The organism is Flavobacterium commune (genome assembly GCF_001857965.1).
Classification (GTDB): Bacteria; Bacteroidota; Bacteroidia; order Flavobacteriales; family Flavobacteriaceae; genus Flavobacterium; species Flavobacterium commune.
Genome location: NZ_CP017774.1, coordinates 2,978,730 through 3,005,049 on the forward strand (window position 1 = coordinate 2,978,730; position 26,320 = coordinate 3,005,049).

General features: G+C 33.9%; 24 protein-coding genes and 1 tRNA gene. 11 read left to right on the top strand and 14 right to left on the bottom strand.

All coding sequences use genetic code 11. The annotated features are described in order from the left end of the window. Window positions 1-403: 403 nt before the first annotated feature. Entirely contained in the window at window positions 404-1,378 is a 975-nt protein-coding gene (locus BIW12_RS12415) for a D-alanine--D-alanine ligase (protein ID WP_071185407.1), read from the bottom strand. A gap of 219 nt (window positions 1,379-1,597) precedes the next feature. On the opposite strand from BIW12_RS12415, the gene BIW12_RS12420 reads away from it, so the two are divergent. Both BIW12_RS12420 and BIW12_RS12425 read left to right on the top strand, forming a co-directional pair. After that, entirely contained in the window at window positions 1,598-2,227 is a 630-nt protein-coding gene (locus BIW12_RS12420) for a PASTA domain-containing protein (protein WP_071185408.1), read from the top strand. Next, entirely contained in the window at window positions 2,217-3,260 is a 1,044-nt protein-coding gene (locus BIW12_RS12425) for an RluA family pseudouridine synthase (protein ID WP_071185409.1), read from the top strand. The genes BIW12_RS12420 and BIW12_RS12425 overlap by 11 nt, the downstream gene beginning before the upstream one ends. 72 nt (window positions 3,261-3,332) lie before the next feature. Here the strand turns inward: BIW12_RS12425 and BIW12_RS12430 are convergent, their stop codons facing one another. Then, window positions 3,333-4,772, bottom strand: a complete 1,440-nt coding sequence (locus BIW12_RS12430) for a S41 family peptidase (RefSeq protein WP_071185410.1) — start codon at window positions 4,770-4,772, stop codon at window positions 3,333-3,335. 204 nt (window positions 4,773-4,976) lie between these two features. Here BIW12_RS12430 and BIW12_RS12435 point away from each other — a divergent pair, with 204 nt between their 5' ends. Continuing rightward, window positions 4,977-5,501 carry a DUF4252 domain-containing protein gene (locus tag BIW12_RS12435; protein WP_071186390.1) on the top strand — a complete coding sequence of 175 codons (525 nt, stop codon included), beginning with the start codon at window positions 4,977-4,979 and terminating at the stop codon, window positions 5,499-5,501. 78 nt (window positions 5,502-5,579) lie between these two features. Here BIW12_RS12435 and BIW12_RS12440 read toward each other — a convergent pair whose 3' ends face one another. Next, window positions 5,580-6,080 carry a tetratricopeptide repeat protein gene (locus tag BIW12_RS12440; RefSeq protein ID WP_071185411.1) on the bottom strand — a complete coding sequence of 167 codons (501 nt, stop codon included), beginning with the start codon at window positions 6,078-6,080 and terminating at the stop codon, window positions 5,580-5,582. Between the two features lie 185 nt (window positions 6,081-6,265). Between BIW12_RS12440 and BIW12_RS12445 the strand changes: the two genes are divergently transcribed. Beyond that, complete coding sequence (locus tag BIW12_RS12445) at window positions 6,266-6,931, top strand: DUF3826 domain-containing protein (protein WP_071185412.1); 666 nt, start codon at window positions 6,266-6,268, stop codon at window positions 6,929-6,931. A 71-nt stretch (window positions 6,932-7,002) separates the two neighbouring features. Here BIW12_RS12445 and BIW12_RS12450 read toward each other — a convergent pair whose 3' ends face one another. The 7 genes from BIW12_RS12450 to BIW12_RS12480 all read right to left on the bottom strand — a co-directional run bounded on the left by BIW12_RS12450 (window position 7,003) and on the right by BIW12_RS12480 (window position 15,329). Next, window positions 7,003-7,725 carry a hypothetical protein gene (locus BIW12_RS12450; RefSeq protein ID WP_071185413.1) on the bottom strand — a complete coding sequence of 241 codons (723 nt, stop codon included), beginning with the start codon at window positions 7,723-7,725 and terminating at the stop codon, window positions 7,003-7,005. A 277-nt stretch (window positions 7,726-8,002) separates the two neighbouring features. Further along, window positions 8,003-8,218, bottom strand: a complete 216-nt coding sequence (locus tag BIW12_RS12455) for a DUF2798 domain-containing protein (RefSeq protein ID WP_071185414.1) — start codon at window positions 8,216-8,218, stop codon at window positions 8,003-8,005. Between the two features lie 97 nt (window positions 8,219-8,315). After that, a complete protein-coding gene (locus BIW12_RS12460; RefSeq protein WP_071185415.1) occupies window positions 8,316-9,113 on the bottom strand; it encodes an SDR family oxidoreductase in 798 nt (265 codons plus the stop codon). 29 nt (window positions 9,114-9,142) lie between these two features. Next, window positions 9,143-12,199 carry an efflux RND transporter permease subunit gene (locus BIW12_RS12465; protein WP_071185416.1) on the bottom strand — a complete coding sequence of 1,019 codons (3,057 nt, stop codon included), beginning with the start codon at window positions 12,197-12,199 and terminating at the stop codon, window positions 9,143-9,145. A 7-nt stretch (window positions 12,200-12,206) separates the two neighbouring features. Next, a complete protein-coding gene (locus tag BIW12_RS12470) occupies window positions 12,207-13,253 on the bottom strand; it encodes an efflux RND transporter periplasmic adaptor subunit (protein WP_071186392.1) in 1,047 nt (348 codons plus the stop codon). A 16-nt stretch (window positions 13,254-13,269) separates the two neighbouring features. Then, on the bottom strand, window positions 13,270-14,607 hold the full coding sequence (locus BIW12_RS12475; protein WP_071186394.1) for a TolC family protein: 1,338 nt from the start codon (window positions 14,605-14,607) through the stop codon (window positions 13,270-13,272). A gap of 53 nt (window positions 14,608-14,660) precedes the next feature. Beyond that, window positions 14,661-15,329: a TetR/AcrR family transcriptional regulator gene (locus tag BIW12_RS12480; RefSeq protein WP_232227092.1), complete on the bottom strand. Its 669-nt coding sequence runs from the start codon at window positions 15,327-15,329 to the stop codon at window positions 14,661-14,663. Between the two features lie 175 nt (window positions 15,330-15,504). Here BIW12_RS12480 and BIW12_RS12485 point away from each other — a divergent pair, with 175 nt between their 5' ends. After that, complete coding sequence (locus tag BIW12_RS12485) at window positions 15,505-16,260, top strand: GDSL-type esterase/lipase family protein (protein ID WP_071186396.1); 756 nt, start codon at window positions 15,505-15,507, stop codon at window positions 16,258-16,260. A gap of 301 nt (window positions 16,261-16,561) precedes the next feature. Here BIW12_RS12485 and BIW12_RS12490 read toward each other — a convergent pair. Next, a tRNA-Arg gene (locus BIW12_RS12490) sits at window positions 16,562-16,635 on the bottom strand. A 93-nt stretch (window positions 16,636-16,728) separates the two neighbouring features. On the opposite strand from BIW12_RS12490, the gene BIW12_RS12495 reads away from it, so the two are divergent. The 6 genes from BIW12_RS12495 (at window position 16,729) to BIW12_RS12520 (ending at window position 20,996) form a co-directional block, all read left to right on the top strand. After that, entirely contained in the window at window positions 16,729-17,241 is a 513-nt protein-coding gene (locus BIW12_RS12495; protein ID WP_071185418.1) for an adenine phosphoribosyltransferase, read from the top strand. Window positions 17,242-17,340: 99 nt separating this feature from the next. Then, window positions 17,341-17,943, top strand: coding sequence for a DUF1684 domain-containing protein (locus BIW12_RS12500; protein WP_071185419.1), 603 nt, complete (start codon window positions 17,341-17,343; stop codon window positions 17,941-17,943). Further along, window positions 17,943-18,590 carry a TatD family hydrolase gene (locus BIW12_RS12505; protein WP_071185420.1) on the top strand — a complete coding sequence of 216 codons (648 nt, stop codon included), beginning with the start codon at window positions 17,943-17,945 and terminating at the stop codon, window positions 18,588-18,590. Before BIW12_RS12500 ends, BIW12_RS12505 begins: the two co-directional genes overlap by 1 nt. Window positions 18,591-18,616: 26 nt before the next feature. Then, on the top strand, window positions 18,617-19,339 hold the full coding sequence (locus BIW12_RS12510; protein WP_071185421.1) for a tRNA threonylcarbamoyladenosine dehydratase: 723 nt from the start codon (window positions 18,617-18,619) through the stop codon (window positions 19,337-19,339). 86 nt (window positions 19,340-19,425) lie between these two features. After that, window positions 19,426-20,100 carry an HAD family hydrolase gene (locus BIW12_RS12515; RefSeq protein WP_071185422.1) on the top strand — a complete coding sequence of 225 codons (675 nt, stop codon included), beginning with the start codon at window positions 19,426-19,428 and terminating at the stop codon, window positions 20,098-20,100. 53 nt (window positions 20,101-20,153) lie between these two features. Next, complete coding sequence (locus BIW12_RS12520; protein WP_071185423.1) at window positions 20,154-20,996, top strand: DUF2911 domain-containing protein; 843 nt, start codon at window positions 20,154-20,156, stop codon at window positions 20,994-20,996. A gap of 294 nt (window positions 20,997-21,290) precedes the next feature. Here BIW12_RS12520 and BIW12_RS12525 read toward each other — a convergent pair whose 3' ends face one another. The 3 genes from BIW12_RS12525 to BIW12_RS12535 all read right to left on the bottom strand — a co-directional run bounded on the left by BIW12_RS12525 (window position 21,291) and on the right by BIW12_RS12535 (window position 26,318). Continuing rightward, on the bottom strand, window positions 21,291-23,006 hold the full coding sequence (locus BIW12_RS12525) for a sodium:solute symporter (protein ID WP_071185424.1): 1,716 nt from the start codon (window positions 23,004-23,006) through the stop codon (window positions 21,291-21,293). 122 nt (window positions 23,007-23,128) lie between these two features. Beyond that, window positions 23,129-25,666: a PIG-L family deacetylase gene (locus BIW12_RS12530; protein WP_071185425.1), complete on the bottom strand. Its 2,538-nt coding sequence runs from the start codon at window positions 25,664-25,666 to the stop codon at window positions 23,129-23,131. Window positions 25,667-25,802: 136 nt separating this feature from the next. Then, window positions 25,803-26,318, bottom strand: coding sequence for a hypothetical protein (locus BIW12_RS12535; protein ID WP_071185426.1), 516 nt, complete (start codon window positions 26,316-26,318; stop codon window positions 25,803-25,805). Between the last annotated feature and the right edge of the window lie 2 nt (window positions 26,319-26,320).

The following is a 26,320-nucleotide window of genomic DNA, read 5'->3' on the forward strand; positions in this document are numbered from 1 at the left end:
TTTACCTATAAAATGAGTAAACAGCTTTAATACTTTGTCGAGTTACTGTATGAGATTCCTCCTGCGTCGGAATGACAAGATTGAGGAAGTAAATTGTGGTAAGGATACACCTGATTTTACTCAGACCTATAATGAAGTTCCGTAGGAACGGGCTATTTTGTAGCTCCGAAATTTATTTCGGAGAAAATAATAAGGGGGTATTTTAAAGTCCTGTAGGGACGATACATAAATTGTGTTCACAAAGATGAGTAAACAGCTTGAATACTTTGTCGAGTTACTGGATGAGATTGCCACGCTGTCGCTCGCAATGACATATTGAGGTGTTAAAAAATAAAGCCACAGCTTTAAAAGATTAATCTGTGCTAATCTTTTAAAGCTGTGGCAAAAATAATTATGTATGTTTTTAATTGGCCAAAGCCAACTCAATCGCATTAGTAAACAAGTCTTCTAGTGAAATTCCGGCTGCAGCAGCTTGTTGTGGAATTAAACTTTCGGTGGTTAATCCCGGAATGGTGTTCATTTCGAGCATGTGCGGTTCGTTGTTAACAATGATAAATTCAGAACGTGAGAATCCTTTCATTTTTAGAACCTCGTAAGCACGTTTAGCAATAGCACCGACTTTTTGGGTCATTTCGTCAGAAAGTCTCGCCGGGGTAATTTCCTGTGATTTTCCTTGGTATTTGGCTTCGTAATCAAAGAAATCATTTTCAGAAACGATTTCGGTAATTGGAAGGACAATAATTTCTCCTTTGTAATTGATAACACCTACTGAAACTTCGGTTCCGTCAAGGAAACTTTCAATGATAATTTCGTTGTCTTCTTTGTAAGCGGTTTCGATGGCTGTAGGCAATTCGGCTTCGGCTTTTACTTTTGAAATTCCGAAACTGGATCCCGCTTTATTGGGTTTTACAAAACAAGGCAATCCTACTTTATTGATGATTTCGGCGGTATTGATTACATCGCCTTTGTTTAGGTAATAAGAAATGGCAGTTTTAATTCCGTATGGTTTTAATACCGAAAGTAAGTCTCTTTTATTGAATGTCAATGCCGATTGGTAATAATCGCAAGAGGTTTGCGGAATACCTAATAGTTCAAAATAAGCCTGCATTAAACCATCTTCGCCCGGAGTTCCGTGGATAGCGTTGAAAACACAGTCAAAGCTAATTTTGTTTCCGTTTACTGTTACCGAAAAGTCATTTTTGTCAATTGGGAATTCAACATCAGTATCGTCAACATAAACCCATTTTTCTTTGAAAATATGGATGCGAAACGCATTGTATTTTGATTTGTCTAAGAATTTGTAAACTACGTTACCGCTAATAAGTGAAATTTTGTACTCACTGGAATAGCCGCCCATGATGATGGCAATGTTTTTCATGTAATCTCGTTATGTATTGTAAAAAATGTTTTTTTTTAGCCCCGATAGAAGTGAAAATCCTTTTTATCCGGATTTTTTAGGGATAAAAAGATTGTAACGAATAGCGGGTAAAAGCTCCTGAAATAAAATATGCCAGAACAGAAGCTAGATTAAACAAAATTATCATTTTTTTTGAAACGAAATAGCTTTATCTTTGTGACCTTTGAAAAAATTAAATTTATGAGTTTACGTAAATACCTTACTAGTCGTGTGTTTTTTACACAGGTTTTTCTTGCTGCTTTAATCATTGCCGTTTTGGGTTATCTTTTTATGCACTGGTTGACTTTTACTACCGATCATGGAAATGAAATCACAGTACCTGATTTGAGAAAATTGACAGAAGAACAGGTGGAAGAGAAATTGGACGAATTGGATTTAGATTATGTATTACTTGATAGTGTAGATTACAGAGGTGATTATCCAAAATACAGTGTTGTTCAGCAGGATCCAATTCCGGGTGCTAAGGTAAAAGAGGGAAGAAAAGTATATATTAAGATTAATAGTTCGGGTTTTTCATCGGTTAAAGTTCCTAATTTAATCGAAAAGACCTATCGTGAGGCCTTGCCAACATTAAGAGCATTAGGATTGGAAGAAGGTACAATTACTTATATTCCTAACCTTGGAAAAGATATGGTTCTTGAAATGCGTTACAAAGGAAGAAATATAAAACCAGGTGACAGAGTGTTGAAGTCATCTAAAATTGACTTGGTTTTAGGAGACGGAAAAGCGAGTTACGAAGAAGATATTACCAGTGAAACAGATAGTACTGTAGTTGCTGAACCAACAGAAGAATTGCCAAATGAACAATAATATTGAGTCGATTGAATTAGAGGAAGAGGAATTATTTGAGCATTATAAATTTGAAGTTCCCAAAGGGCAGGCATTATTGCGAATTGATAAATATTTAATGGGTTTAATCCCTAATGCCACCCGAAATAAAATACAAAATGCCGCTACCGATGGTAATATTTTTGTAAATAATGCTACGGTAAAATCTAATTATAAAGTAAAACCTTTTGATATAGTAACGGTAATGTTATCGCATCCACCGTTTGAAAATCATGTGCTTCCGGAGAATATTCCGTTGAATATTGTTTATGAAGATGATGCTTTATTATTGGTAAATAAAGAACCGGGATTAGTGGTGCATCCGGGACATGGAAATTACACCGGAACCTTAGTGAATGCTTTGGCGTTTCATTTTGAGAATTTACCAATGAACAGCAGCGAACGTCCTGGACTAGTACATCGAATTGATAAGGATACTTCGGGCTTGTTAGTAATTGCTAAAACCGAAGCTGCGATGACACATCTGGCTAAACAATTTGAAGCTAAAACTACCGAAAGGGAGTATGTGGCTCTGGTATGGGGAAATGTAGCTGATGATAGCGGAACCATCGAAGGGAATTTAGCAAGACACCTAAAAGACCGCATGCAAATGGCTGTTTTTGCCGACCCTGAAATTGGAAAACCTGCTATTACACATTATAAGGTTTTGGAGCGTTTTGGTTATGTAACTTTGGTTTCCTGTATTTTAGAAACCGGAAGAACACATCAAATTAGAGCTCACATGAAACACATAGGTCATCCGTTGTTTAATGATGAGCGTTACGGTGGTCATTTGATTTTGAAAGGAACTACTTTTACTAAGTACAAGCAGTTTATAGAAAACTGTTTTAAGGCTTTGCCAAGACAGGCTTTACATGCTAAAACGCTTGGATTTGTGCATCCTAATACGGGTAAAATGATGCGTTTTGATACCGAACTTCCGGATGATTTTAAGGATTGTATCGAAAAATGGCGAAATTATTCTAAATCGCACCATATTGAAGAAAATGAATAATGAGAGCTGATTTAATCTAGCTTTGAAAAAAAAAGTCCCATCTTGTTTTTGTAACGAGAAGGGACTTTTTGTTTATTCCATATACATTTGATTTTGTCCTCTTAAAGTTTTAGAATCATTGATATATTTAAAATTATCGCTTGGTTTTTCTGCCGGTATAAATCGTGCCGTTCCTGTTATTTTCCCTATTGCAGTGCTTAATAGTGGTTCGCTGGGGTCTCCAAGTACCCCTAAGGTTCTAATTCTTTCGGTTAATTTGTAATCAGGAACTAAGCCATCTAAATAATCACCAAAACCTACTGAATTTACAGATTGCGCTACTATTAATTGCATGGCATAGCGGTGGGAAGGATTTGCATTGGCTTTTGTCATATTCGGAGAATCATAAAGTGTAACCGAAGCTACATTTTTTCCATAAGTTGCATCGCCTATTTGTACAACATTAATATAAGGATCGAGTCCGTTAATGATGAGTTCACTTGCCGAAGCGGTATTTTTTGTTGTTAAAACATAAACTCGGTTAAGATTCAGGCTGTTGATGCTTGTCCCGTTGATAGTACTGGTGAAATTGTATTTTCTGTTGAGGTATGATTTTTTTTTATTGTAAGCTAATTCACTAAAAACCTGTCCTCTAAATTGTCCGGTAATCATGCTGGCTAATCGTGCTGCACTAAGGACAGAACCTCCGCTATTGTACCTTAAATCAACGACTAAATCAGTAATTCCCTCTGATTTGAAGTAACCAAAAGCCTCACTTAACTTCGAATCATAACTTGGAAAAAAACCATTATACATAAGGTAGCCAATTTTATGGGCACCGCTAGGAATGACTTTTTTAATAAAAATAGGATTTTCGGCAAGGATTGTTTTTGTTAACGCCAGAGATTTTCCATTAGGAGTAATCACAGGATTATTATTGCTGTCATAAGTGAGATTAGCAAAATTTAAAGTATAATTTTCGTTTGAACTAAATAACAAACTTCGGTAGTTGGACAGGGTTAAACTAATTCCGTTGACAGCATAAAATATCTCGCCCCGCTGGATATCTTTTGCAGCAGCATCCGAATTTGGAATGATATAACGAACATAACCAATAATCTGGTCGCTATTATTAAAAGTACTTAAACCAAAATCTACTCCATTGTTTTTTGAGGTTCCGCCCAGTTGTTGTTCCAGTGTAAGGTAATCACTAACTATCCAGCTGTATTGATCCACAACTTCAGCCGATTCATCATCGGGAATGGGAGGTTTGAATAGTAAATTTTGAAATAGTTCTTCCGGAGTGGCATAACTTCTTAAAAAAAAATCATACTCAGCATTCGAAGAAAATCGTTTGTTAGCTAAATCAGGTACTTCGGCCTGCCATAAATACATTTGGTTCATTCCTCTCCAAATAAATTTAGGAATATCAAGATCAGTCGGTATTGCCAGGGCATCATCCTGATCCTGACAGCTTTGTAATAGCAAAAGAGGGATGAATATCAGCAGTAAATAGTTGAATAGGCTTTTCATATTTGTTAACTATTAGGGCTATTGACGTAAAAATACTATCTTTAATTTTATAAATCGTTTTTTTAGAATAAATACAACTGTTTTTTACCTAAAATTGAATTTTCTATGATTGTAACCAATGCAAAAGTGGTTCATTTTTTTTTGGCATAGAAATGGTAAGTGTAGTTGTAAACAAGAACATAATTTTAATATAAAGATATGAAAATGAAAAAAGTACTGATTACATTGGTAGTTGCCTTTGCTTCGAATTTTTTTTACGGACAAGCTGTTTTTGATCAGTTTGATGGGCAAGAAGAAATTGTTTCGGTAATAGTAAACAAAAAAATGTTTGAATTGATGAGTAAGGTAAAAGTAGATCCTTCGGACAAGGAAACGCAGCAATATTTGAAATTAATTCAGAATTTAGAAAATTTAAAAGTCTTTTCGACCACTAATACTCTGGCTGCCCGAAAAATGAAAGACGTTGCCGATAGTTACATTAAATCTGCTGATTTAGAAGAATTAAAAAAAGTAAACGAGAATGGAAAACAAGTTACAATAGATGTGAAACGCACAGGAACTAATCAATTAAGAGAGTTCTTAATGTTTATTGAAGACGATGCTAACGGAATTAATCGTTCTGTTTTAATGTCGTTAACCGGAGTTTTTAGTTTGAGTGATATTGCTATTTTAACGGATAAAATGCAAATTCCCGGCGGAACTGAACTTAAGAAATTAACCCAAAAATAATTTTTTAATCATAACTAAAAAGCGATTTCAAATTTTGAAATCGCTTTTTTAGTTTATAAGACTATTGTGTTTTGAGTTTTATTTGCAAAACATCTTTAGATTTTTAGTTGCGCTCTGGCTTCCCAGTTGTTGGGCTTTGATAAAATCGGCGCAGGCACTCTTTTTGTCTTCCAGATGAATGTAGGTAAGTCCTCTTAAATTGTAAGTGATATAATCTCCCGAATTGAATTTGATAGCCACATTACAGTCGTTCAAAGCTGCCTTGTAGTCTTTTAATTTGTAATAAATATTGGCTCTGGTTGTGTAAGCATAGGTGTTGTCATCGTGCATTTCTATTGTTTTATTCACATCAGTTAATGCTCCCTGAAGATCGTTGAGTTTTATTTTTTCCATGCCGCGGTTTAAATAAGCCACCACAAAATCAGGTTTCATTTTGATGGCTTTGTTATAATCGGCTATTGCACCTTGGGTATTTCCGGCATTTGATTTTTTCATTGCCTGATCAAAATAGTTTTCGGCAGTTTGGCTCCAGCCTAGGGTTGATAGAGTAAGAAAAGAAAATAAAAGTAGTTTTTTCATAGAGTAGGTTTTTTGTTTAAGGGATGGTTAAAAATAAGCAATTGAAAATTGTTTTGATACAAATGACCGAATTTATTCCAATAAATTTTTAAAAAACCTTTTTGGCTTGTTTTTTGATAATTAATGCAATTGTGTTTTTAACACATAATTTTATATTCCTAATTAAAACTAAAAAATAGTTACAAATGAAAGTAAAAAAGATTAAAGTACTACTGCTTATCGGGTTGATTACTTTGGGTACCTTGGCAAAAGCGCAATCGGTTCAGGCAGCGGATGAAGAAGTTAAAAAAGCCAAAGAGTGGATTAGTACTTTAGCGTTGAAGGATGATGCAAAAGAAGACCGATTAGTACAAGTGGTTGCAACACATCTTTCACTGATAAAAGACTGGCACAATAGTCATCCAGCTTCTACAGTTCCGGCCGGAATCAATCCTTTAGACGGAAAACCGCTTTCGGAATTGCATCGTCAAATTATTGCCGATTCGGCTATGCCATCAACCATTCATCAGGATTTGATGTCCGGTTTAAGAAAAGATTTGAGCGAAGACCAGGTAGCTTTGGTTTTGGATAAATACACCATTGGAAAAGTGGCTTTTACTATGAAAGGTTATCAGGCTATTGTTCCTCAAATGACGGCTGCTGAAACTGCCGAGATTCAAAAATTATTAGAAAAAGCACGTGAACAGGCTGTAGATTTTAAAAGCATGAAGCAGATTTCGGCAATTTTTGAAATTTATAAAACACAAGCCGAGCAGTATTTAAACAATAACGGCCGTAACTGGCGTCAAATGTATGCCGATTATACCAAAAAAATTAAGGCTGAAAAAGCGGCTAAAAGCAATAGTAAATAACAATAATAAATAAAAAAGGTCTTTAATGCTTATTTGCGTTAAAGACCTTTTTGTGTAAAATTAACTTTGGATTAGTTTACAACCAGTTGGTAAGTTGCCATTTTCCATATTTCGTCATATTTCTTACCGTGGTGTTCTCCGGATTTTTTTTCTGTTTGAGAAAATTCAATCATATAATTTCCTGACCAAATTGGGGTAAACGAAATTTCACCGTTTTCATTTGTCCATAATTCTTTTTCCCAGCCATTTGGAGCAATTACTTTTACTTTTTGTTGTTTTGCAATAGCATTGTTATAAAGAGCAACAGCAGTAATTTTTGTGTTTTTTGCTAGTGAAGTAGTGTTTTTGCTAAATACAGCTATTTTGTTTGTGTTGTTAGTACCGGAATTACCATTTAATTTATTTCCGACTACGATGTTAGCACTCGAATTGTAATCCAGTACCATTGTTCCATAAACATCTTTTACAGTATGCTGCATCACTACAGTGTAAACGCCATCTTCATCAGGGGTAAAGAAAGCCTGATATTTGTTTTCCAGTGCGGTCGATTGTAATTTAATTTCTTTTTTAGACGGACTGATTACCGTCAGTGTAAAATCTTTTAAATCCGAAAACCATTTGTCGGCTTTTGTGATGTCGTTTTCTGAAAATTCGCCAAAATATACCGAGATTTCCTGTGGTTTTCCTTTAGTACCGGTAGTTTTAGTTTCAATCCATAAGGCGTGAGCAAATACAGCAGGTGCTGAAATTAACAAAAGGGTAACTAAAACGGTTTTGAATAAGTTTAATTTCATAATTCAGGATTTTATATGTTGTTAACAAAGAAGTGCAAATATAAAATTTATTTTAAGTTAATTTAGATTAATTACAAACAAAGTTCTTTAACTAAGAATTCCGACAGCTTTTTTACAAAATCTTCGTGATTTTGAAATATTGAACCACTTGCTATTACTTAGACCAATTGGCTTGATTTTTCTACTATGATTTCACTTCTTGTTATTCGATTATCTATTTCTAAATCTCCAAAAGGTTAATTGCTCATTTAGTATAGAAAATAGTTGATTGACTTCTTTATTCATTACTAAACATTCTATCTACTAATTTTTTAATTATTGGACCAATAATTAAAATAATTGGTATCACCATCAAATAAGCTAGAAGCCATGATTTAAACCATATTTTAAAAAAAATGTCTGAGAAACCAATGTTCAGAGCAATAAGTGCGAAAGAAATAATACCAGTTGTGAAAATGCCCATTAAGAGAGCAAAAACTATTTTCTGTTTCATTTAATAGTATTTTTTAATGAATTATATATTTGTGAAATTGATGTTGCTATCTTGCTAAAAAGTAGTAATAAAATATTTTCAACTTTTTTAAATTCTTTTATTTTGCGGTTATTACACTTTTATGTATTGCATTTTCAAACATAGAATAGGCATAATTATTAAGGAATAAAATCATCCCTGCCATTTTTCCAACAAGGTTGCGGAATTTTGGATTCTTTGTATTAATGATTTTTATAATTGCATTCACTATTACAGATGGATCATTTCCTTCTGCCAAACTATTTTTGATGTATTTATTTACTTGTTCCTTATACTGTTTGTATTCTGCAATATTTCCACTTGCCGAAATCATATTAGAACCAATATTTGTTTTCGCCCACATAGGCTGAACCATACTTACTTTTACATTGAATTGACTTACCTCAAAACGCAATGATTTAAAGTATCCCTCCAAGGCGTGTTTTGATGCAGCGTAAACAGAATTATTAGGTAAACCAATCAATCCCATAATTGAGCTAACGGTGATAATTTGTCCACTTTTTTGTTTTCTAAAATGTGGCAATAAAGCGTTTGTTACATTTATTGTTCCCCAAAAATTTGTGTCAAATTGTTTCTTTGCAATTTCTGTTGGTGTTTCTTCCGCAATTCCATTGAGCATATAACCTGCACAGTTTACTAAAACATCTAATGTGTTGGAAGTTTCAAAAAGCTTTTTGGTGAATTGGTTGATAGAAGTTTCATTATCAATATCCAAAGTCAGCATTTTAAAAGGGGTTTGTATTTTTTCAGGGTTTCGACTTGTACCAATTACATTATATCCTTGTTCGTGTAATTTGTTTGCCAACATCAAGCCAAAGCCTGATGATGCACCTGTTATTAAAATTGTTTTTTTCATCTTGAATTTATTAAATGTTTTATATTTTGTTAGTTATTATCAATCTCAATTGTTGGTGGTATCAGTTTATACATTACCGGTGTTACAATTCTTGCCAAAATTGTTGAACTTATAAGCCCACCAATCAATACAATTGCCAGCGGAGATATTTGAGGATTAGAATTTAATGCTAAAGGAATTAAACCACAGATTGCGGTAACTGATGTTAGAACCACTGGAAGGAAACGAGTTTCACCAGCGATAGCAATAGCTTCGTCAATGGATTTTCCTTCTTGTCTTAATTGATTTGTAAAATCAACCAGAAGAAGGGAGTTTTTTACTTGAATTCCAGACAATCCGATGAAGCCGATAATAGAAACCAGTGACATAGGATTTCCTGATGCTATTAAGAATATGACACCTCCAAGAACTCCTAACGGAATAATAGACATCACAATGATGATTCCTTTAAATGTTTTGAATTGTAGTAATAAAACAGCGATGAATAAAAACGTACTCAATATAATTACAGCAAGAAAATTACCTCCCAAGGAATCTCCTTCCGATTCTTTTTCTCCAGATAGTTTGTAATAATATCCTTTTGGCATTTCAAGTTTATCCAGTTTTGGTATAATGTCTACCAACAAATCATTTGCTAAATAACCTTCTTTTGTCATTGCACTAACTTTTGAAAAACGTGATTTGTTAAAGTGGTTTATTGCTGTTGGTGCTGTTTCAAAAGTTATTGTTGCAATTTGATTTAGAGCAATTGGTGTTCCCTGGACATTGTTTACATATAAATTTTTCAGTGCATCAAGATTTGAAAACTTATCCCTAGGTAAAGTAATAGTAACGTTTCTGGCATCACCTCGGTCATCTATATAATCGCCAACAGTTAAACCAGCAACGGCAAGACGAATTACTTTGTCAATTTCACTCGTTAGTACTCCTAATGTTCTTGCTTTTTCTTTATTAATTTTTACTTTAACATCCGTTTTATAGGTGTTTAATTCATTGTTGATGTAAACCGTTCCTTCTTGATTTCTTAAAATAGTCTCTACCTGAGAAGATAATTTACGTAAAACTTCTTGATCTTCGCCAAATAATCGTACTACGATATTGGCTTCCAAAGGTGGCCCTTGTTCAAAATCCTTTACTTCCACTTTAGCATAAGGCATCGTTTTAAATTTTTCACGTAGTTTTTCAATCAGAATGGTTTTGTCTTTAGGTTTTGCTTCGTCTTCCAATTGAACGAAAATTTGAGCAAAATCAGATTTTCTGTCCTGAGGGTGTACGTTGTAGTAAATTTGAGGATTTCCGTGTCCAACGTTTGAGGTGAAATACACAATTTCTTTATGTTTTTTTAACTCAGCTTCTACAATTTTTGTTACTCTGTCACTTTCCGAAATATTGGCTTGAAGTGGCATTTTTATATTAATAAGAAACATTGGTTTTTCTGAAGTTGGGAATAACTTAAATCCAGCTACCGAAAACAATCCAAAAGCGATTACACTTAAAAATATTGAAATGGCAATCGTAGTTTTTGGAAATTTTAGTGCTTTAGGCATGATATTTTTGTACGAATTCGTGAGGAATTTTTGCAAGTACTGAAGAAATATGTTTCCTCCTTCGTGTTCGTGTGTTTTTAAAAATCGACTGCCCAAAAACGGAACCAATGTTAAAGCCACAAGCATAGAAGCCAATACACTGGTGATTACAGCCATAGGTAAACTTCTGATGAATTCACCTGCCATATCTGGAAGAAAAGCCAGTGGTACAAAGGCTATAACCAAAGTAGCCGTAGTACCTACAACAGCAACACCTATTTGCTTTGTACCCTTTAAAACGGCATCCATTTTAGAATGCCCTTCACGAAGCCAACGTTCTATATTTTCTACAACTACAATACTATCATCGACTAATAATCCTAAAGCAACCACTAATCCAACAATACTTAACTGGTTTAAAGAATAGCCTAAAGCATTCATTGCAATTAATCCCAAAGCTAATGATAACGGTATGGAAATCATTACTATACCAGATGCTCTTAATCCTAACGGTACTAATGTGATGACAACCAGAAGAATGGCCAATCCAAAATCAAAACCTAAATGTCCTAAACGCTTAGATACCATATCGGCTTGATCAAAGTTTTTTATTAGTTTGATGTTAGCAGGTAAGTCTTTAGAGAATTCGTCAACTATTGGTAAATATTCTTTCTGAACATCACTAATATTTACATTGTCTTTCATTCCGGCAGTAACTAAAACGCATCGGTATCCATTAATTCTTGTAATGTGATAAGCTACTTCAGATTTATAACTTACTTCCGCTACATCTTTCATATAGATGATTTTTCCATTGGCATTGTAAATAACCGTATTGGCTACATCATCTGCATTTTTGAATTTTCCGCTTGTTTTTACATTGAATATTTTGGTGTCCAAATCAATGCTTCCACCCGGAATATCAGCAGCTTCACTTTGTAAACTTCCCATTACTATATTCAATGGGATTCTTAATTGAGCCAATTTTTCCAAGTTCAAATCCACACGAATTTCCTGTTCCGGAATTCCAGAGTATTTTACATCTTTTAGATTGGTTATTTTTTCAATTTTTGCTTTTAGTTTATCTGCTTCATCTCGTAGCTTTTTGTCGGATGCATTTTCAGAAACCAAAGCTACCTGAAGAATTTTTACATCTGAAGACGAAATTTTCTCCGTTTTGATCTGATAAATATCTTTTGGAAGTTCACTGCTTTTCAGTGCATTCATTTCGGTAGCGATTTCCTGATATTTATTATCAACATCAACTCCGTATTTGAACTTTACCTGAAAAGCGGCTACACCATCTTCTACAGTTGTCAGTATTTTTTCGATGTTTTCTAAGCTGTAAATCTTATTCTCAATAGGTTTTACAACTTGTTCCTCCATATCTTTTGGACTGGTACCGGGATAAATAACCGTAATCAAATATTGTGGTGGATGCGTTGATGGATCTTCTGCACGTGGCATCGTAAATAAGGTAAGAACACCTACTACAGCGACTAACAGCGCTAGAATCAGTGTAAACTGATAATTCTTAACTGAAAAGTTTGTTATCTTCATGACGTTGTTATTTAATTATTTTGATTGTAGATTGTTCGTTTAAATAAGCGCTGTTAGAAATAACTATTTGATCCGTTTTTTGAAGACCATCTTTTATGAATACTTTATTATTTTCAAACTTATTTATTGTAACCGACTGTCTTTTCACCTTGTTATTCTTTACGATAAATACAAAGGCTTTGTTTCCGTCAGCTTCTATAAGTGAATTGTATGGAATTACGATAAGATCTTGTGCTTTATTGGTTTGAATATCAGCTTTTCCAAACATACCTACAGCTGGTTTTATATTTCCCATTTTGAGTTTTAACTCTACCTGAAAAGAACCTAAGGCAGCATCAGCAGATTGAGATTTTCTAAATACGGTTGCTTCAAAATTCTTTTCTGGATAGCCATCAAGTTTTACGATAGCTTTCTGACCTGTTTTTACAGATGCCCATTCTTGGTCTGTTACTCCGATTTTTAGTAAATAATTGTTGTTTTGGGTTGTTTCATTTATCGCTAGAACAGGAGAACCAGCACCAACAATTTCTCCTACATTGGCTATTTTTCTTGCTACAAAACCATCAGCAGTTGCAAATATTTTTGCGTAACGAGCATTGAAAGCCACAGCATTTTTCTGTTTTTTAGCAATGTCAAGACCTGTTTTCGTATTTTGTAATTGTTCTAAAGTATAAACACTGTCTTTATACAGATTTAAGGCTCGTGTATAATCACGCTCGTATTTTTTTACATTTAGATCGGTTTGATTTAATCCTGCACCGATTTCTGTTTCATCTAAAGTTGCTAAGAGTTGCCCTTTTTTGAAAAACTGACCTTCCTCTACATAAATGCGACTTACTACGCCACCAATTTTAAAACCGTAATTAGCTTGGTTTTCTGTAGTTATTAAGCCTGAAACACTTATATTGTTGGTAAATGCTAATGATTCAACTGATGCCGTTTTTACTGAAATAATATCAGCTGATTCAAATGGATTGTTTTCTTTTTTTTCGTCTTTACATGAGAAAAAAAGCGGAAAAGTCAATAGAGAGATTATTATTGTTGTTGATTTCATAATTTTATGTTTTGATTTAATTAAAAGTAAAAGTGGCATTGGCTCTTTCCATTTCTGCGAAAGCGATCCAGGAATTATAAAGAGAGATATTTGCATTGAGCTGGGCATTTACCCATTGGTTTTGTGCATCCAGAAGTTCAATGTAGATAGCCTGTCCTTCTTTGTAAAGCTTAGTTATATCATCATTGTATTTTTTTGCTGATTCTTTTTGATTTTTATCAGCATGGAATTGCTCTAAAGCCGATTTTAAATTATTTTGCGTAACCTGAAACTGAAGCAATAATTGTTGCTTTACATTGTCAATCTGTGAACTGATTTTTTTTGTATCCTGTTCAACTTGTTTGAGTTTGTATTTGTTTTTGTTCCCTGAAAAGATGTTCCATTCTAAACCTAAACCAGCAAAATAATAGCGTGAATCTTTGTTCACATCAAAATCAAAATCCTGAATACCAAAATCGGCAAAACCGCTTAAAGTTGGAAACCAATGTGATTTTGTGAGTTTACTAATGTTCTCGTTTAATTCTTTTACTTGTTCCAATTTTTTTAATTCTTCTCTGTTCTCTGTATTTCCTTCGACCAATGCACTAGGAAGGTTTTTATTATTTTCATCAATCATGATTTGTGTATCGAGTTTTTGGTTGAGCAGGAAATTAAAATAGGCTCTGGCATTGTTGCTAACTTGTTTTGCAGTTTCTAAATTGGCTGAAATACGAATGACTTCATTATCACTTCGTAAGACTGCTGTACGGTTTATTTTGTCATTCTTAAATAAGGAATGGTTGACCCTTTGGTTTTCGGTAACCAGTGCCAAAGCATCTTCGTATATTTTAATTCCCTCTAACGATTGTAAATATTTGTAATAGGCAATTTTTATATCCTTAATCAATTCTCGTTGGTAGATTTCCAATTCTATTTTTTGTAAAGTCGTTTGCTGGGTTTTAATCCTTTTATTATAGATAATTTCAAAATTCAGTAAAGGCATTGTAGTATGAATTTTTGCATCATAGAAATTATCTGGATTAATAAGTACAGACTGATTTTCTAAAGTTGGAAAAGCATTGGAATTTGTAATTTGATTCAAGGTGTTATATACCGGATTTAGCATATCACCTATAGGAATGTTAATTGTTCTTCCGCCTTCTGCCTTGGTATAACTTCCATTTAAGGAAACGGTAGGGTAGAACAAGGAACGTGCTTCCTTTAAGGCCCACATACTTTTGTTGATATCAAAGTTATGTTGCTTTATTACTTCATTATTTTTTAGTGCGACTTCAATATAGCCGTCAAGCTTACTTTGTGAATATCCTAGATATCCAAGCAAGACCAGTATCAGAGTTAGTGTTTTGTTTATCATTTTATACATTGTTTATTAATTGAACGTTGTTCATTTTTTTAGCAAAAAAAATATTATAATTTTTCTATTATTTTTAAATATTCATTGTACCCGTCAAACAGAATTGTATCGGGATTAGAAAATTTTACACCTGTGATTCTCTGACGAATTTGGAGACAGCACATACCGTGTACTAAACTCCATACCATAAACGAAAGGGGTTCTACATTATGTCCTACGAAATGCCCTTTATCGATGCATTCTTTAATTGTTTGCTTAACGTGACCAAACGTGACTGCTCCCTCGTCCCAATCGTCATTATTGGAGTTTTCCAAAAATTCCATAGGTGCTTTAACATTAAACATCAAATCATACATTTCTTGATTTTCCAGTGCAAATTTGATATAGATAAATCCCATTTTTCGAAGTCGTTCCATTGGGTTTTCTATACTAAACAATTCCTTAAAGTATCCGCCTAATTCCTGAAATCCTATGGAATGGAGGTCATGTAAAATCGCATTTTTATCTTTAAAATAGACATATACAGTACCAACGCTATAATCTATTTCATCGGCAATGTTTCTAATAGTCGTTTGTTCAATTCCTTTTTCCAAAAAAAGCTTTTTTGCTCCTTTTAGAATAAGGCTTCTTAATGCTTCTTTTTCTCTTGCTTTTCTATCTGCTACACTCATAACTAATAAATTCTTTTGCAAATGTATGTATATTTTTTGAACAACGTTCATTTTTTTTGTAAAAATATTTTTTTCACTAGATTATGAAATCCAAAATAGTTTTGGTTTGAGTTATAAAAACCAACAATTCTATAAGGAAATATTTGTATTTTGGCTCTTTTTAAAAGTTATTCAGGACTCCAAGTCATCAATTGTTATTCTGTTAAAAATAGAATTACCAAAAACTATGAAGAAATTATTTCAAGTCTTATTTTTGATTGCATTGAGCTGCAGTACTCTTGGACAATCATTACCGCTTGCAACAGAGAAATTGTCAAAATTATATCCAACAAAAAAGAGCGTATCTCTTTATCATAACGATTGGACACAAAAATATTACCCAAAACGTATTCAAGAGTTTAAAAAGGAACCGCTGGAGTTTGGAGAAATTGTGTTTATTGGCAATAGCATTACAGAAGGAGGAAAGGATTGGAGTGTAAGATTTGGGATAGATCATATTCGGAACCGTGGAATTGCCGGAGATGTTACCGATGGTGTATTAAAACGTTTAGATGAAATTATTTATTTCAAACCAAAAGCGGTATTTATTCTTATTGGAATTAATGACCTGTTTAGCTTACATCACAATGAAGACAATCGTGCTTTAAAGTATGATAAAGTTGTTCCATCACCCGAGTATATTGGGGAAAATATATTGAAAATTGCAAAAAAAATTCATCGCAAATCGCCGGTTACAAAGATTTATGTGCGTACACTTTTACCTAGTAGAAGGGAATATATTAAAGAAGATATTCTTACGGTAAATAAAATAATAAAAAAAAATGAAGCTAAAGGTTGTTATGAGGTCATTGATCTATATTCACAATTTGTGGATGCACAAGGTGAATTGCCTGCTGAATTGACAAAAGACGGTATTCATTTAAATGACAAAGGATATGCGAAATGGATAAACTTCGAGAAACCAATAATTGAAAGGTTGTAAAAGAATCAGAATGAGCAGACAATGAATAAAGACAAGCATGAAATATGCGAGTAAAATAATTATTTTGTAGTGTTTAGTTAGTGCGAGTTTTTAAATTAATTTTTTTCTTCGATACTGATGCGCTGCAAAATACCAATGGTTTCATATTTTCAAGTGTTGCAAGATTGAGGAGTAAACCATCGAAAAAAGCTTTTTGAAAAAAAGGATCAATTAATGGAATTTAATAATTAAAATTCCATTCCATAAAATAAAAAAAAATCCTTAAACTACTGACTTACAGTATGTTTAAGGATTTCATTTGTGACCTCGACTGGATTCAAACCAGTAACCTTCTGAGCCGTAATCAGATGCGCTATTCAGTTGCGCCACGAGGCCATTTTGCAGTCGCTTTGTAAGCGTGATTGCGGGTGCAAATATAGGGATAAATGTGTAACTTGCAAGCATAAATTTCAATAAATACTAAAAAAAATGAAGTTAGAAAATTACATCCGTGATATTCAGGGTTTTCCAAAAGAAGGAATTTTGTTTAAAGATATAACTCCACTGTTAAATGATGCTGATGCGACTAAGGAATGTCTTAAAATTTTGGCGGAATCCTTGAAAGGACAAAAAATAAATAAGGTTGTGGGAGCTGAAAGCAGAGGTTTTTTGTTTGGAATGTTATTGGCACAGGAATTAAATGCTGGTTTTGTACCCGTTAGAAAGCCAAATAAATTGCCGTATGAAACCATTTCGGCTTCTTACGATTTGGAATACGGAACGGATACTTTAGAAATCCATAAAGATGCCATTCAAAAAGGAGATAAAGTATTGATTCACGATGATGTGCTGGCTACAGGAGGAACGGCTAAGGCGGTTTGTGAATTGGTAGAAAAGCTAGGTGGTGAAATAGTACAGCTAAATTTCCTGATGGAATTGACTTTTCTAAATGGTCGAGACAAATTAAATGGTTACGATATTTTTGCTGCGGTTACTTATTAGTTTATTAAACAAGGGAATGATTTCGTTTCTGAAAAAAGGATTGTTAAACCGTTTTGTGGCTTTCTAACTTTTAAGCTATTTTTGCATAAAATTTTGAAGATGAGGTTTATTCTGTTATTTGTTTTTTTAGTTCAATGTAGTTTTGGCTTTAGCCAGAAAAAATTTGATGCGGCTGCTGCCAAAAAGTACCAACAAGAACTGAATAAAGAATATGCTGACCCGAAAACGAGTCCGTTGGAAGTTGAAGATTTAAGGGGATTTAAAGGTTTAGATTTCTATCCTGTCAATAAAAAGTTTTTTGTTAACGCTCATTTTGTGAGAACTTCAAAAGAGAAGCCATTCCAAATGAAAACCACTACAAACAGAACGCCTGTTTATGTGAAATATGGTGAAGTACATTTTGAAATCGACGGGCAAAAATGCAAACTGAATCTTTATCAGGATGTGGTTTCGGCTAGAAATCCAGAATACAAGGACGATTTGTTTTTACCTTTTTTTGATAAAACATCTGGAAAAGAAAGTTACATAGGCGGGAAATACATTGATTTAAAAATCCCAAAAGGCAATACCATCGCCATTGATTTTAATACTTCATACAATCCCTATTGTGCTTATAATTACCGTTATTCTTGTCCTAAAGTACCTTTGGAGAATGATTTAAAAGTTGCTATTCGTGCCGGTGTAAAGAAATTTCACGATTAATGCAGTATTTCAATCTACATACACATCAGTTTAAAAATCAGGAAGCTATCCTGGAATTAGTCAATCAATATCCTTGGGAATTTGATGATTCGATTACTAATTATTCGATAGGAATTCATCCCTGGCATATTGTTGAAGCCAGAATTCACAGTGATTTAGCGATTATTGAAAGTAAATTGCCTTTGCAAAATTGTCTCGCGCTGGGCGAATGCGGATTGGACAAACGCATCGAAATTTCGATGGATTTACAAAAAGCCGTTTTTGAAAAACAACTGCTTTTGGCCGAAAAATACAAGAAACCGGTGGTGATTCATTGTGTGGCTGCTTTTCAGGAATTGGTAGAAATCAAGAATCAATTACAAATAACCGTTCCCATTGTAATTCATGGTTTTTCTAAAAATCAACAATTGGCAAAACAACTTTTAGATAATGGATTTTATCTTTCCTTTGGAAAATATTTACTGATGAATCCCGAATTGGAATCGGTTTTTAACAGTATTCCTGAGAATCGGGTTTTTCTGGAAACCGATACTTCGGATTACACTATCGAAGAAGTGTATGCCTTGGCAGCAAAATATAAAAAAATAACTGTAACGGGATTGCAGCAAATTATTTCGAATAATTTCAATACCGTTTTTAATAAATAAATTACCAAATTAACGAATACTTTATTATGGCTGAATGGACAGAAAGAGCGGAATTATTATTTAGAAAAGAAGGATTAGAAAAATTACAAAATGCACACGTTCTTGTGGTAGGATTAGGTGGTGTGGGCTCTTTTGCGGCTGAATTTTTAGCAAGAGCAGGAGTGGGCAAAATGACTATTGTTGATGGTGATGTGGTGGATATTACCAATATTAACAGACAATTGCCAGCATTACATTCAACGGTAGGAGAACCTAAAATTACCATTGTTGGGGATCGGTTGATGGATATTAATCCTGAATTGCAATTGACCCGCGTACAGGAATTTTTGTCTCCGGAACGTGCTTTCGAAATTGTAACTCCCGATTTTGATTACGTTTTAGATTGTATTGACAGTATTACTCCAAAATTGAACCTGATTGTAGGTGCTAAGAAAAAAGGAGTCAAAATTATTTCAAACATGGGAGCCGGTGGAAAGATGCAAGCTGGTAAAGTGGTTGTAAAAGATATTAGTAAAACCGATGTTTGTCCGTTAGCCAAAGTGGTTCGAAAACGTCTTAAGAAAATGGGAGTGAGCCGTGGAGTAAAAGCGGTATTTTCTGTCGAAAAACCAGACGAAGGCAGTGTGAAAAGAACGGATGGAACTAACTTTAAAAAATCTTTTTATGGAACGAACAGTTATATGCCGTGTTTATTTGGTTTGCATGCAGCCGAAACCGTAATTCGTTATATTCTTAAAAGTGAGAAGTAGGAAGCGGTAAGCTGGAATTAGGGTATAGAAAAAAACTAAAAACAATAAACTAAAAACAATAAACTAAAAACAACAAACTAAAAAAGATGATACAAACAGTAATTTTTGATATGGACGGTGTAATCGTAGATACTGAACCGGTACACCGTTATGCTTATTACAAACAATTTGCCGAATTAAACATTGAAGTAAGTGAAGAATTATACACTTCTTTTACGGGAAATTCTACTCGAAATATTTTCCAAAAGTTAAAAGATATTTTCAAACTTGAAAACGAAGTTGAAGATTTGATTCAAAGAAAAAGAAGTATTTTTAATGATGCTTTTGATACTAAAAAAGATTTGGAATTATTGGCTGGAGTTCGCAATTTAATTGAGGATTTACATCAAAATGGGGTGCAGTTAATCTTAGCTTCTTCTGCTTCAAAAGTTACTATCGAGCGTATTTTTAATCGTTTTGATTTGCATCAATATTTTACACATAAGGTAAGTGGAGAAGATTTTCCAAAATCAAAACCACATCCGGCTATTTTTGAGCACGCTGCGAGCTTGTCCATAGCTCCAAAAGAGAATTGTATTATAATTGAAGACAGTACTAATGGAATTATTGCAGGAAAAGCGGCAGGGATTTTGTGTATAGGTTACAATAGTTTGCATTCTAAAAATCAGGATTTATCATTGGCGGATTATGTTGTTAACCACTTTGATGAGTTGGATTATGCCAGAGTTAAAGAAATGGATTCTAAATTATGTAATTATTAACATCTTGTTTTAGAGGAAGTTGTAAATTTGAAATTAAAGAAAAATACAAAATTATGAAAAGATTATTGGTTGTTTTATTCCTTATTATTTCTCATTATGTTGTTGAAGCTCAGGTGAAAATCCCTGAAACAAGCCCAAAATCGGTTGTAAAACAAGTAGTGGGTTTAACTGATGTAGAGATTGTATATTCACGTCCTTCGGCCAGAGGAAGATCGGTTTTAGGAAATTTAGTTCCTTTGGGTAAATTATGGCGAACTGGAGCTAATGATAATTCAACAATATCTTTTAGTGATGATGTAGTGATTAACGGTAAGACTTTAAAGAAAGGTAAATATGCTTTATATACGATTCCTAATATCCAAAGTTGGGACGTATTATTTTATACCGAAACCAATAATTGGGGTACACCTAAGGAATTTGATGAAGCAAAAGTGGCTTTGAAAACTACTGTTAACGAAGAAGCCTTGATTAAACCGGTTGAAACATTTACATTGGCAATTGGAAATTTAGATGCTAATTCGGCTACTTTGGATATTGCCTGGGAGAATTCATTTGTTTCTTTAAAGTTTGAAGTGCCTACGCAAAAAAAAGCGATTGCCAGTATCGAAAAAGCATTAGCCGGTCCTACACCGGAAGAATTTTATACTGCTGCTCAATATTATTATCAGTCTAATGGTGATATTGAAAAAGGAAGAACTTATATTGATAAAGCCGTTGAATTATCTAAATCGGTTCCTTTTTATTATTTGAGATTAAAATCGTTAATTCAGGCGAAGCAAGGAGACAAAAAAGGTGCTATAGAAACAGCAAAATGGTCTATTTCGGCTTCAGAGGCTGCCGGAAATAAAGAATATGTTGAAATGAACAAAGCCAGTATAGACGAATGGAGTAGGTAATTATTTCAGCTCTTTAATAAAAGAAAAAATGGCTGTCCACTAAGCGGACCAAATGAAAAAGAGGCCACAATCCCGATAGCTATCGGGACTGATTAAACAGATTAAAACAGATTTTTTAAGCTTTTTGTAAATTACAATCTGCAAAAAAAATCAGTTAAAATCAGTTTCACCTGCCTGTCGGCAGACAGCTCTGTGTGCATTCTCAATAATTGGTATAATAAAAGGATAGTCATTAAATCATTAAAGAAAAAATCCCATTCGAGCAAAATTGTACGAATGGGATTTTTTTTTGGATTAGACTTTTCTATGCTTAAAAATTGTGGCTTGTAACAAAGAAGAAAGAACAATCGTCATCATGGCTCCAATAAAATTCAGCCACAAATACCCCAGTTTTTCTTCGCCACTTGGATAGATGTAAATAGCAAAATAGTAGATAATAAAAATGGTTAACTGACTAAATAAAGCACTGTAAAAAATAGCTTTTGCCTTTACAAATTTGATGTAAAAACCCACTAAGAAAATCCCTAATACGGTTCCGTAAAATATAGAACCTACAATATTTACTAATTGGATTAAATTTTCAAACAGTGTTCCAACACAGGCAAAAAGTATCGCTATGATTCCCCAAAATAAGGTGAAAAATTTAGTAGCATTCAAATAATGTTTTTCGGTTTTGGGTTCTTTTAAATTTCTTTTGTAAATATCTATAGCCGTTGTAGATGCTAAGGCGGTAAGTCCGGAAGCTGTGGATGACATGGCGGCCGAGATAATTACCGCAAGCAATAATCCAATTAAACCTTTGGGCAAATAATGCAGAATGAAATGGAAGAAAACATAATCTTTATCGTTGGTTTCACTGCCTTTGTCGGCTTTTAGAATAATTTCTTTGGCATGATCTCTAAGGTCTTTTTCTTTGGTCGAAATAGCTACTAATTCTTTTCTAAGAATCGGATTGTCATAATCCTGATTCAATTGGTCGATATACAGCAGATTGATAACTTTTTTATCTTCTGAAAGAACTTCTAATTGCTTTTCTAAAGCATGGTATTCGTCTTTGTATTTGGATTTTTCAATTGCAGCTTTATTATTTGGATTGAAATTTAAAGGAACAGGATTGAATTGGAAAAATACAAAAACCATAACCCCGGTCAGCAATATAAAAAACTGCATAGGTACTTTTAAAAAACCATTCATGATTAATCCCATCTGGCTTTCTCGAACCGATTTTCCGGATAAATACCGTCCTACTTGCGATTGATCGGTTCCAAAATAAGCCAAAGCCAGAAAAAAACCACCTGTTATTCCGCTCCAAAGTGTGTATTTTTCTTCAGGATCGGTAGAAAAATCAACAATATCCATTTTGTCATTAGCTCCGGCAATATGAAGGGCATTGCTAAAAGTCATGTCGTTAGGAAGGAAATGAAGTATTAGAAAAAAAGTAATGAACATCCCAGACATAATTACAAACATCTGTTGTTTTTGGGTTACGTTTACCGCCTTAGTTCCTCCTGAAAAGGTGTAAATGATAACCAGAATACCAATAACAATATTCATATAACTAAGATTCCAACCCAGTAATGCCGATAAAATAATGGCTGGTGCATAGATGGTTAATCCTGTTCCGAGACCTCTTTGGAATAAAAAAAGAATAGCTGCTAAGGAACGGGTTTTTAAGTCAAATCGTTTTTCTAGGTACTCATAAGCAGTAAAAACTTTGAATTTATGATAAATGGGAATAAATGTCAAACAAATGACAATCATGGCTATGGGTAAACCAAAATAAAATTGCACAAAACCCATTCCGTCATGGTAAGCCTGTCCCGGTGTGGATAAAAAAGTAATAGCACTGGCCTGAGTAGCCATTACCGAAAGACCTACGGTGTACCAGGGGGTTTCGTTACTCCCTAGAATAAAGTCTTCTACGTTTTTACTTCCTTTGGTTTTCCAGGCTCCATAAAATACAATGAAGAGCAGGGTGATAATTAATACAATCCAGTCAAATAATTGCATAGTTTAAGAGTATAATTTCATTATTGAATAAAAGAACAAGATGTATATTACATTGGCAACGAGTACCCAGGTATAATTTGTTTTCCAGTTTTTCTCTTTTGGTTGTTCCATTTTATGTGTTTTTATTCTTTGAGGTTAAAAATTTCTGATTCAGGTGTTTTTAACGCAATCATATTAGCCAGTAATCGATACGCTCCGGAAACTCCCATTGGCAATTCTCTAAACAAACTTAAACCGGTATAGATATATTGTCCTTTTCCGTAAGTAGCCACTAATAAAGCTCCTTTTTTAGGCGTTTCTCCTTTGTCATGTGATGATAGAATAGGGGTGAAGGCTGAGTCGAATTCATTTGGATAATACAACCCCTGTTCCTGTGTCCAGCCTTTAAAATCTTTTTGTGTAATTTGATTAGGATAATTCAAAATCGGATGATTTGGAGCAAGGAATTCCACTGTGGCATTTTCATCGGTAACCCGGTCTTGGGATATTGTTAGTGGATAAGGTGCAATGTTATGAGGGATATTCGAATCGGGAGTATTGTATTGTACAATTAATGTTTTTCCTTTTTTTACAAATTCCAGCAATAGATGCTGTCTGATTTTTAATCCTGATAAAGTATTATAAGCGCGAATTCCAGTTATGATAACATCAAAATTGGTTAAGCTTCGGGAGTTAATTTCTTCAGGACTTAGTATGCTAACACTATATCCCATTTGGCTTAAGCATTCAGGAACTTCATCACCGGCACCCATGATGTAGCCAATTCTTTCATTGGTGGTTTTTAAATCGAGTTTTTTAAATTTGGCTTCAGCCGGCAATAAAACCTGCTGTTTGGAAATATGATCGTAATTGATGATAATTTGCTCTTTTTCCAGCTTTTTATTGTTGATGGTTACACTGCTTTTTGCTATTACTTCCGAAGGATTTTCCGGCGGAGTAACATCAAAATACAATGTTTTTTCCATCTCTTTTTTTTCCAGACTGAAAGCAATTGTAGCTGGGGTTACCTGCCAGTTATCAGCTAATTCCAGTTGTACATTTCCTTCGATATTGTCTTTTCCGGCCTTAACCTGAACGGCCATTTTTTTAGTTTTTCCGTCGTTAAAAAAAGAAACCTGATCTAGTATTTTAGTGCTGGCATCAGGTATAATGTCGAGATAATTATACATTTCTCCTTTTACTTTGTCATTGTATTTATAGACAACATCACGCTCAAATGGAATGATAATATCATTTATTTTAATGTTAAATTGAATTTTAACCTCTCTTATAATATCCGGAATTCCAATGTTTTGTTGCTCAGTAACCTCATACATTCCGGTTGTTCCTTTGTTTTTGAGCCAATAAGGTTGGCTGTATTCTAAATTTTCGTCTAATTCTAAATCAATAGTAGTTTTTTCGGCAATATTGGTGCTTAATTTTGTATTTAAAATAATGTTTTTTTGATTAGGAAAAAGACTGATGCCACTTAATTCCATTGGAATAGCACTTCGGTTAATGGCTTCCAGTTTTAATTTGACAGTACTTCCGGGAGTGGCTTGTTGTACGTTGGAAACGGCTTCCAGATACAAACCACTACAGCCGGCAATAATATTTTTTAGCTCTTCTAATTTTATGGATTTCCAATGATTTTCGTCTAAAGAAGCTATCATTTGGTAGGTTTTAATTAAATCAGGAAGTGATGCCGAAGGATTAGAAAAATTGAATTTCGATTCAATTTGGTTAAGTAATTCTCCAATTGCTTTTCCGCCTTTTACGCGATTCCAGCTCGTGTCAATGCCATCAAAAATATTCGATTTATTGTTTAATTTTTCGCCGTTAATTAGTTCCAAATATTCCGTATCCTGACCACGACTGCCTGTACTTCCAAAACCCTGAGATTTATGGCTGCTTCTGCTTAAAGCTGCAATTTCCTGATTGGATTTTCCTGTTTCGGCATAATAAACACCGGTTTCCATACTAATAAATTTGGATTTATCAGCCTGGTCAAATTTTTCCTGATTTCCGTAAAACCAAATGGAAGGATTAAAGAATAAACGTTTGGGTTGCCAGGTACTAAACCATTTTAGCTGCTCTGGGAAACGTTTTGGATTATTGGCTAGTTTAAAACTTTCAACACTTAAAATTGCCGAAGCGGTATGATGGCCGTGGGTCGTTCCTGAGGTGCGATGGTCAAAACGATTGATGATAACATCAGGTTGGAATTTTCGAATTGTCCAAACCACATCGGCCAAAACTTTTTCACGATCCCAAATTTCGAAAGTCTCATTCGGGTTTTTAGAAAAACCAAAATCATTGGCACGGGAAAAAAATTGTTCTCCACCATCAATTTTTCGGGCTTCAATCAATTCCTGAGTACGAATTACACCTAATAATTCTCTTAATTCAGGTCCTATTAAATTTTGTCCTCCATCGCCGCGGGTTAATGATAAATAAGCAGTTCTTGCTTTTTTATCATTCGATAGATAAGAAATTAATCGGGTGTTTTCGTCATCGGGATGTGCTGCAATGTAGAGAACGCTCCCTAGAAAATTCAGTTTTTGAATTTGGTTGTAAATTTCAACTGCATTCCATTTTTGTGGTTTTTGAGCTGATGTAAATTGAAAGAATAATAAGGATAGCAGAATAATTAAAAATCTATTTTCTAGTGTTTTTTGCATAATTTTTCTCAATAAGCTCAAATGTAGTAATTATTTTTTTGGAATAAAATCATTATCGGGGGCTTTGTCCAATGCTTAACAAACAGAAAGGCGAATTCCAATTTGAAATTCGCCTTTAATTTTTTGTATGATTTGATTAACGGTTTCTGTGTCCGTAGTGATTTCCTCTATCGCGTCTGTCGTCTCTGTCATCTCTATCGTATCGATCGTATCGATTTTTTGATTTATAGTTATCGGCATAACGGTTGTCATTATAACGACGACCTTCTACATATCTAGGGTGATAATTTCTATTATCATGATATCTAACATTGTGATTGTTGAAATAAGCATAAGGACGATTTCCGTGGTAACCTCTCAAGGCAATTCGATGGGCACGATTCAAATCACAGCCTCTGTATTGTACCGGAACGTATCTGGTGCGAACCCAATTTCCATTGTTTAAATAAACATACAAAGAGGCATTTACATCGTAATATGCTTCAATTTCAGGGATGTAATAAAAATCTACATTTACATGGTTTTGAGGTACCCAGGCTGGTCTAACAACTACTGCCGGTGCTCCTATGTTTACATTAATTGAAACTTGTGCTTGTGAAGTACTTGCTGCAAATAAAATGATTCCTGTTGCGATTAATTTTAAAGTTCTCATGA

Bases quoted from the DNA above. Each gene is read 5' to 3' on its own strand.
- BIW12_RS12485 (WP_071186396.1), top strand. From the start codon at position 15,505: ATGAAGAAATTATTTCAAGTCTTATTTTTGATTGCATTGAGCTGCAGT.
- BIW12_RS12475 (WP_071186394.1), bottom strand. From the start codon at position 14,607: ATGATAAACAAAACACTAACTCTGATACTGGTCTTGCTTGGATATCTA.
- BIW12_RS12455 (WP_071185414.1), bottom strand. From the start codon at position 8,218: ATGAAACAGAAAATAGTTTTTGCTCTCTTAATGGGCATTTTCACAACT.
- BIW12_RS12415 (WP_071185407.1), bottom strand. From the start codon at position 1,378: ATGAAAAACATTGCCATCATCATGGGCGGCTATTCCAGTGAGTACAAA.
- BIW12_RS12460 (WP_071185415.1), bottom strand. From the start codon at position 9,113: ATGAAAAAAACAATTTTAATAACAGGTGCATCATCAGGCTTTGGCTTG.
- BIW12_RS12515 (WP_071185422.1), top strand. From the start codon at position 19,426: ATGATACAAACAGTAATTTTTGATATGGACGGTGTAATCGTAGATACT.
- BIW12_RS12465 (WP_071185416.1), bottom strand. From the start codon at position 12,199: ATGAAGATAACAAACTTTTCAGTTAAGAATTATCAGTTTACACTGATT.
- BIW12_RS12520 (WP_071185423.1), top strand. From the start codon at position 20,154: ATGAAAAGATTATTGGTTGTTTTATTCCTTATTATTTCTCATTATGTT.
- BIW12_RS12470 (WP_071186392.1), bottom strand. From the start codon at position 13,253: ATGAAATCAACAACAATAATAATCTCTCTATTGACTTTTCCGCTTTTT.
- BIW12_RS12530 (WP_071185425.1), bottom strand. From the start codon at position 25,666: ATGCAAAAAACACTAGAAAATAGATTTTTAATTATTCTGCTATCCTTA.
- BIW12_RS12435 (WP_071186390.1), top strand. From the start codon at position 4,977: ATGAAAAAAGTACTGATTACATTGGTAGTTGCCTTTGCTTCGAATTTT.
- BIW12_RS12430 (WP_071185410.1), bottom strand. From the start codon at position 4,772: ATGAAAAGCCTATTCAACTATTTACTGCTGATATTCATCCCTCTTTTG.
- BIW12_RS12505 (WP_071185420.1), top strand. From the start codon at position 17,943: ATGCAGTATTTCAATCTACATACACATCAGTTTAAAAATCAGGAAGCT.
- BIW12_RS12450 (WP_071185413.1), bottom strand. From the start codon at position 7,725: ATGAAATTAAACTTATTCAAAACCGTTTTAGTTACCCTTTTGTTAATT.
- BIW12_RS12525 (WP_071185424.1), bottom strand. From the start codon at position 23,006: ATGCAATTATTTGACTGGATTGTATTAATTATCACCCTGCTCTTCATT.
- BIW12_RS12480 (WP_232227092.1), bottom strand. From the start codon at position 15,329: ATGAACGTTGTTCAAAAAATATACATACATTTGCAAAAGAATTTATTA.
- BIW12_RS12510 (WP_071185421.1), top strand. From the start codon at position 18,617: ATGGCTGAATGGACAGAAAGAGCGGAATTATTATTTAGAAAAGAAGGA.
- BIW12_RS12420 (WP_071185408.1), top strand. From the start codon at position 1,598: ATGAGTTTACGTAAATACCTTACTAGTCGTGTGTTTTTTACACAGGTT.
- BIW12_RS12445 (WP_071185412.1), top strand. From the start codon at position 6,266: ATGAAAGTAAAAAAGATTAAAGTACTACTGCTTATCGGGTTGATTACT.
- BIW12_RS12440 (WP_071185411.1), bottom strand. From the start codon at position 6,080: ATGAAAAAACTACTTTTATTTTCTTTTCTTACTCTATCAACCCTAGGC.
- BIW12_RS12495 (WP_071185418.1), top strand. From the start codon at position 16,729: ATGAAGTTAGAAAATTACATCCGTGATATTCAGGGTTTTCCAAAAGAA.
- BIW12_RS12535 (WP_071185426.1), bottom strand. From the start codon at position 26,318: ATGAGAACTTTAAAATTAATCGCAACAGGAATCATTTTATTTGCAGCA.
- BIW12_RS12500 (WP_071185419.1), top strand. From the start codon at position 17,341: ATGAGGTTTATTCTGTTATTTGTTTTTTTAGTTCAATGTAGTTTTGGC.
- BIW12_RS12425 (WP_071185409.1), top strand. From the start codon at position 2,217: ATGAACAATAATATTGAGTCGATTGAATTAGAGGAAGAGGAATTATTT.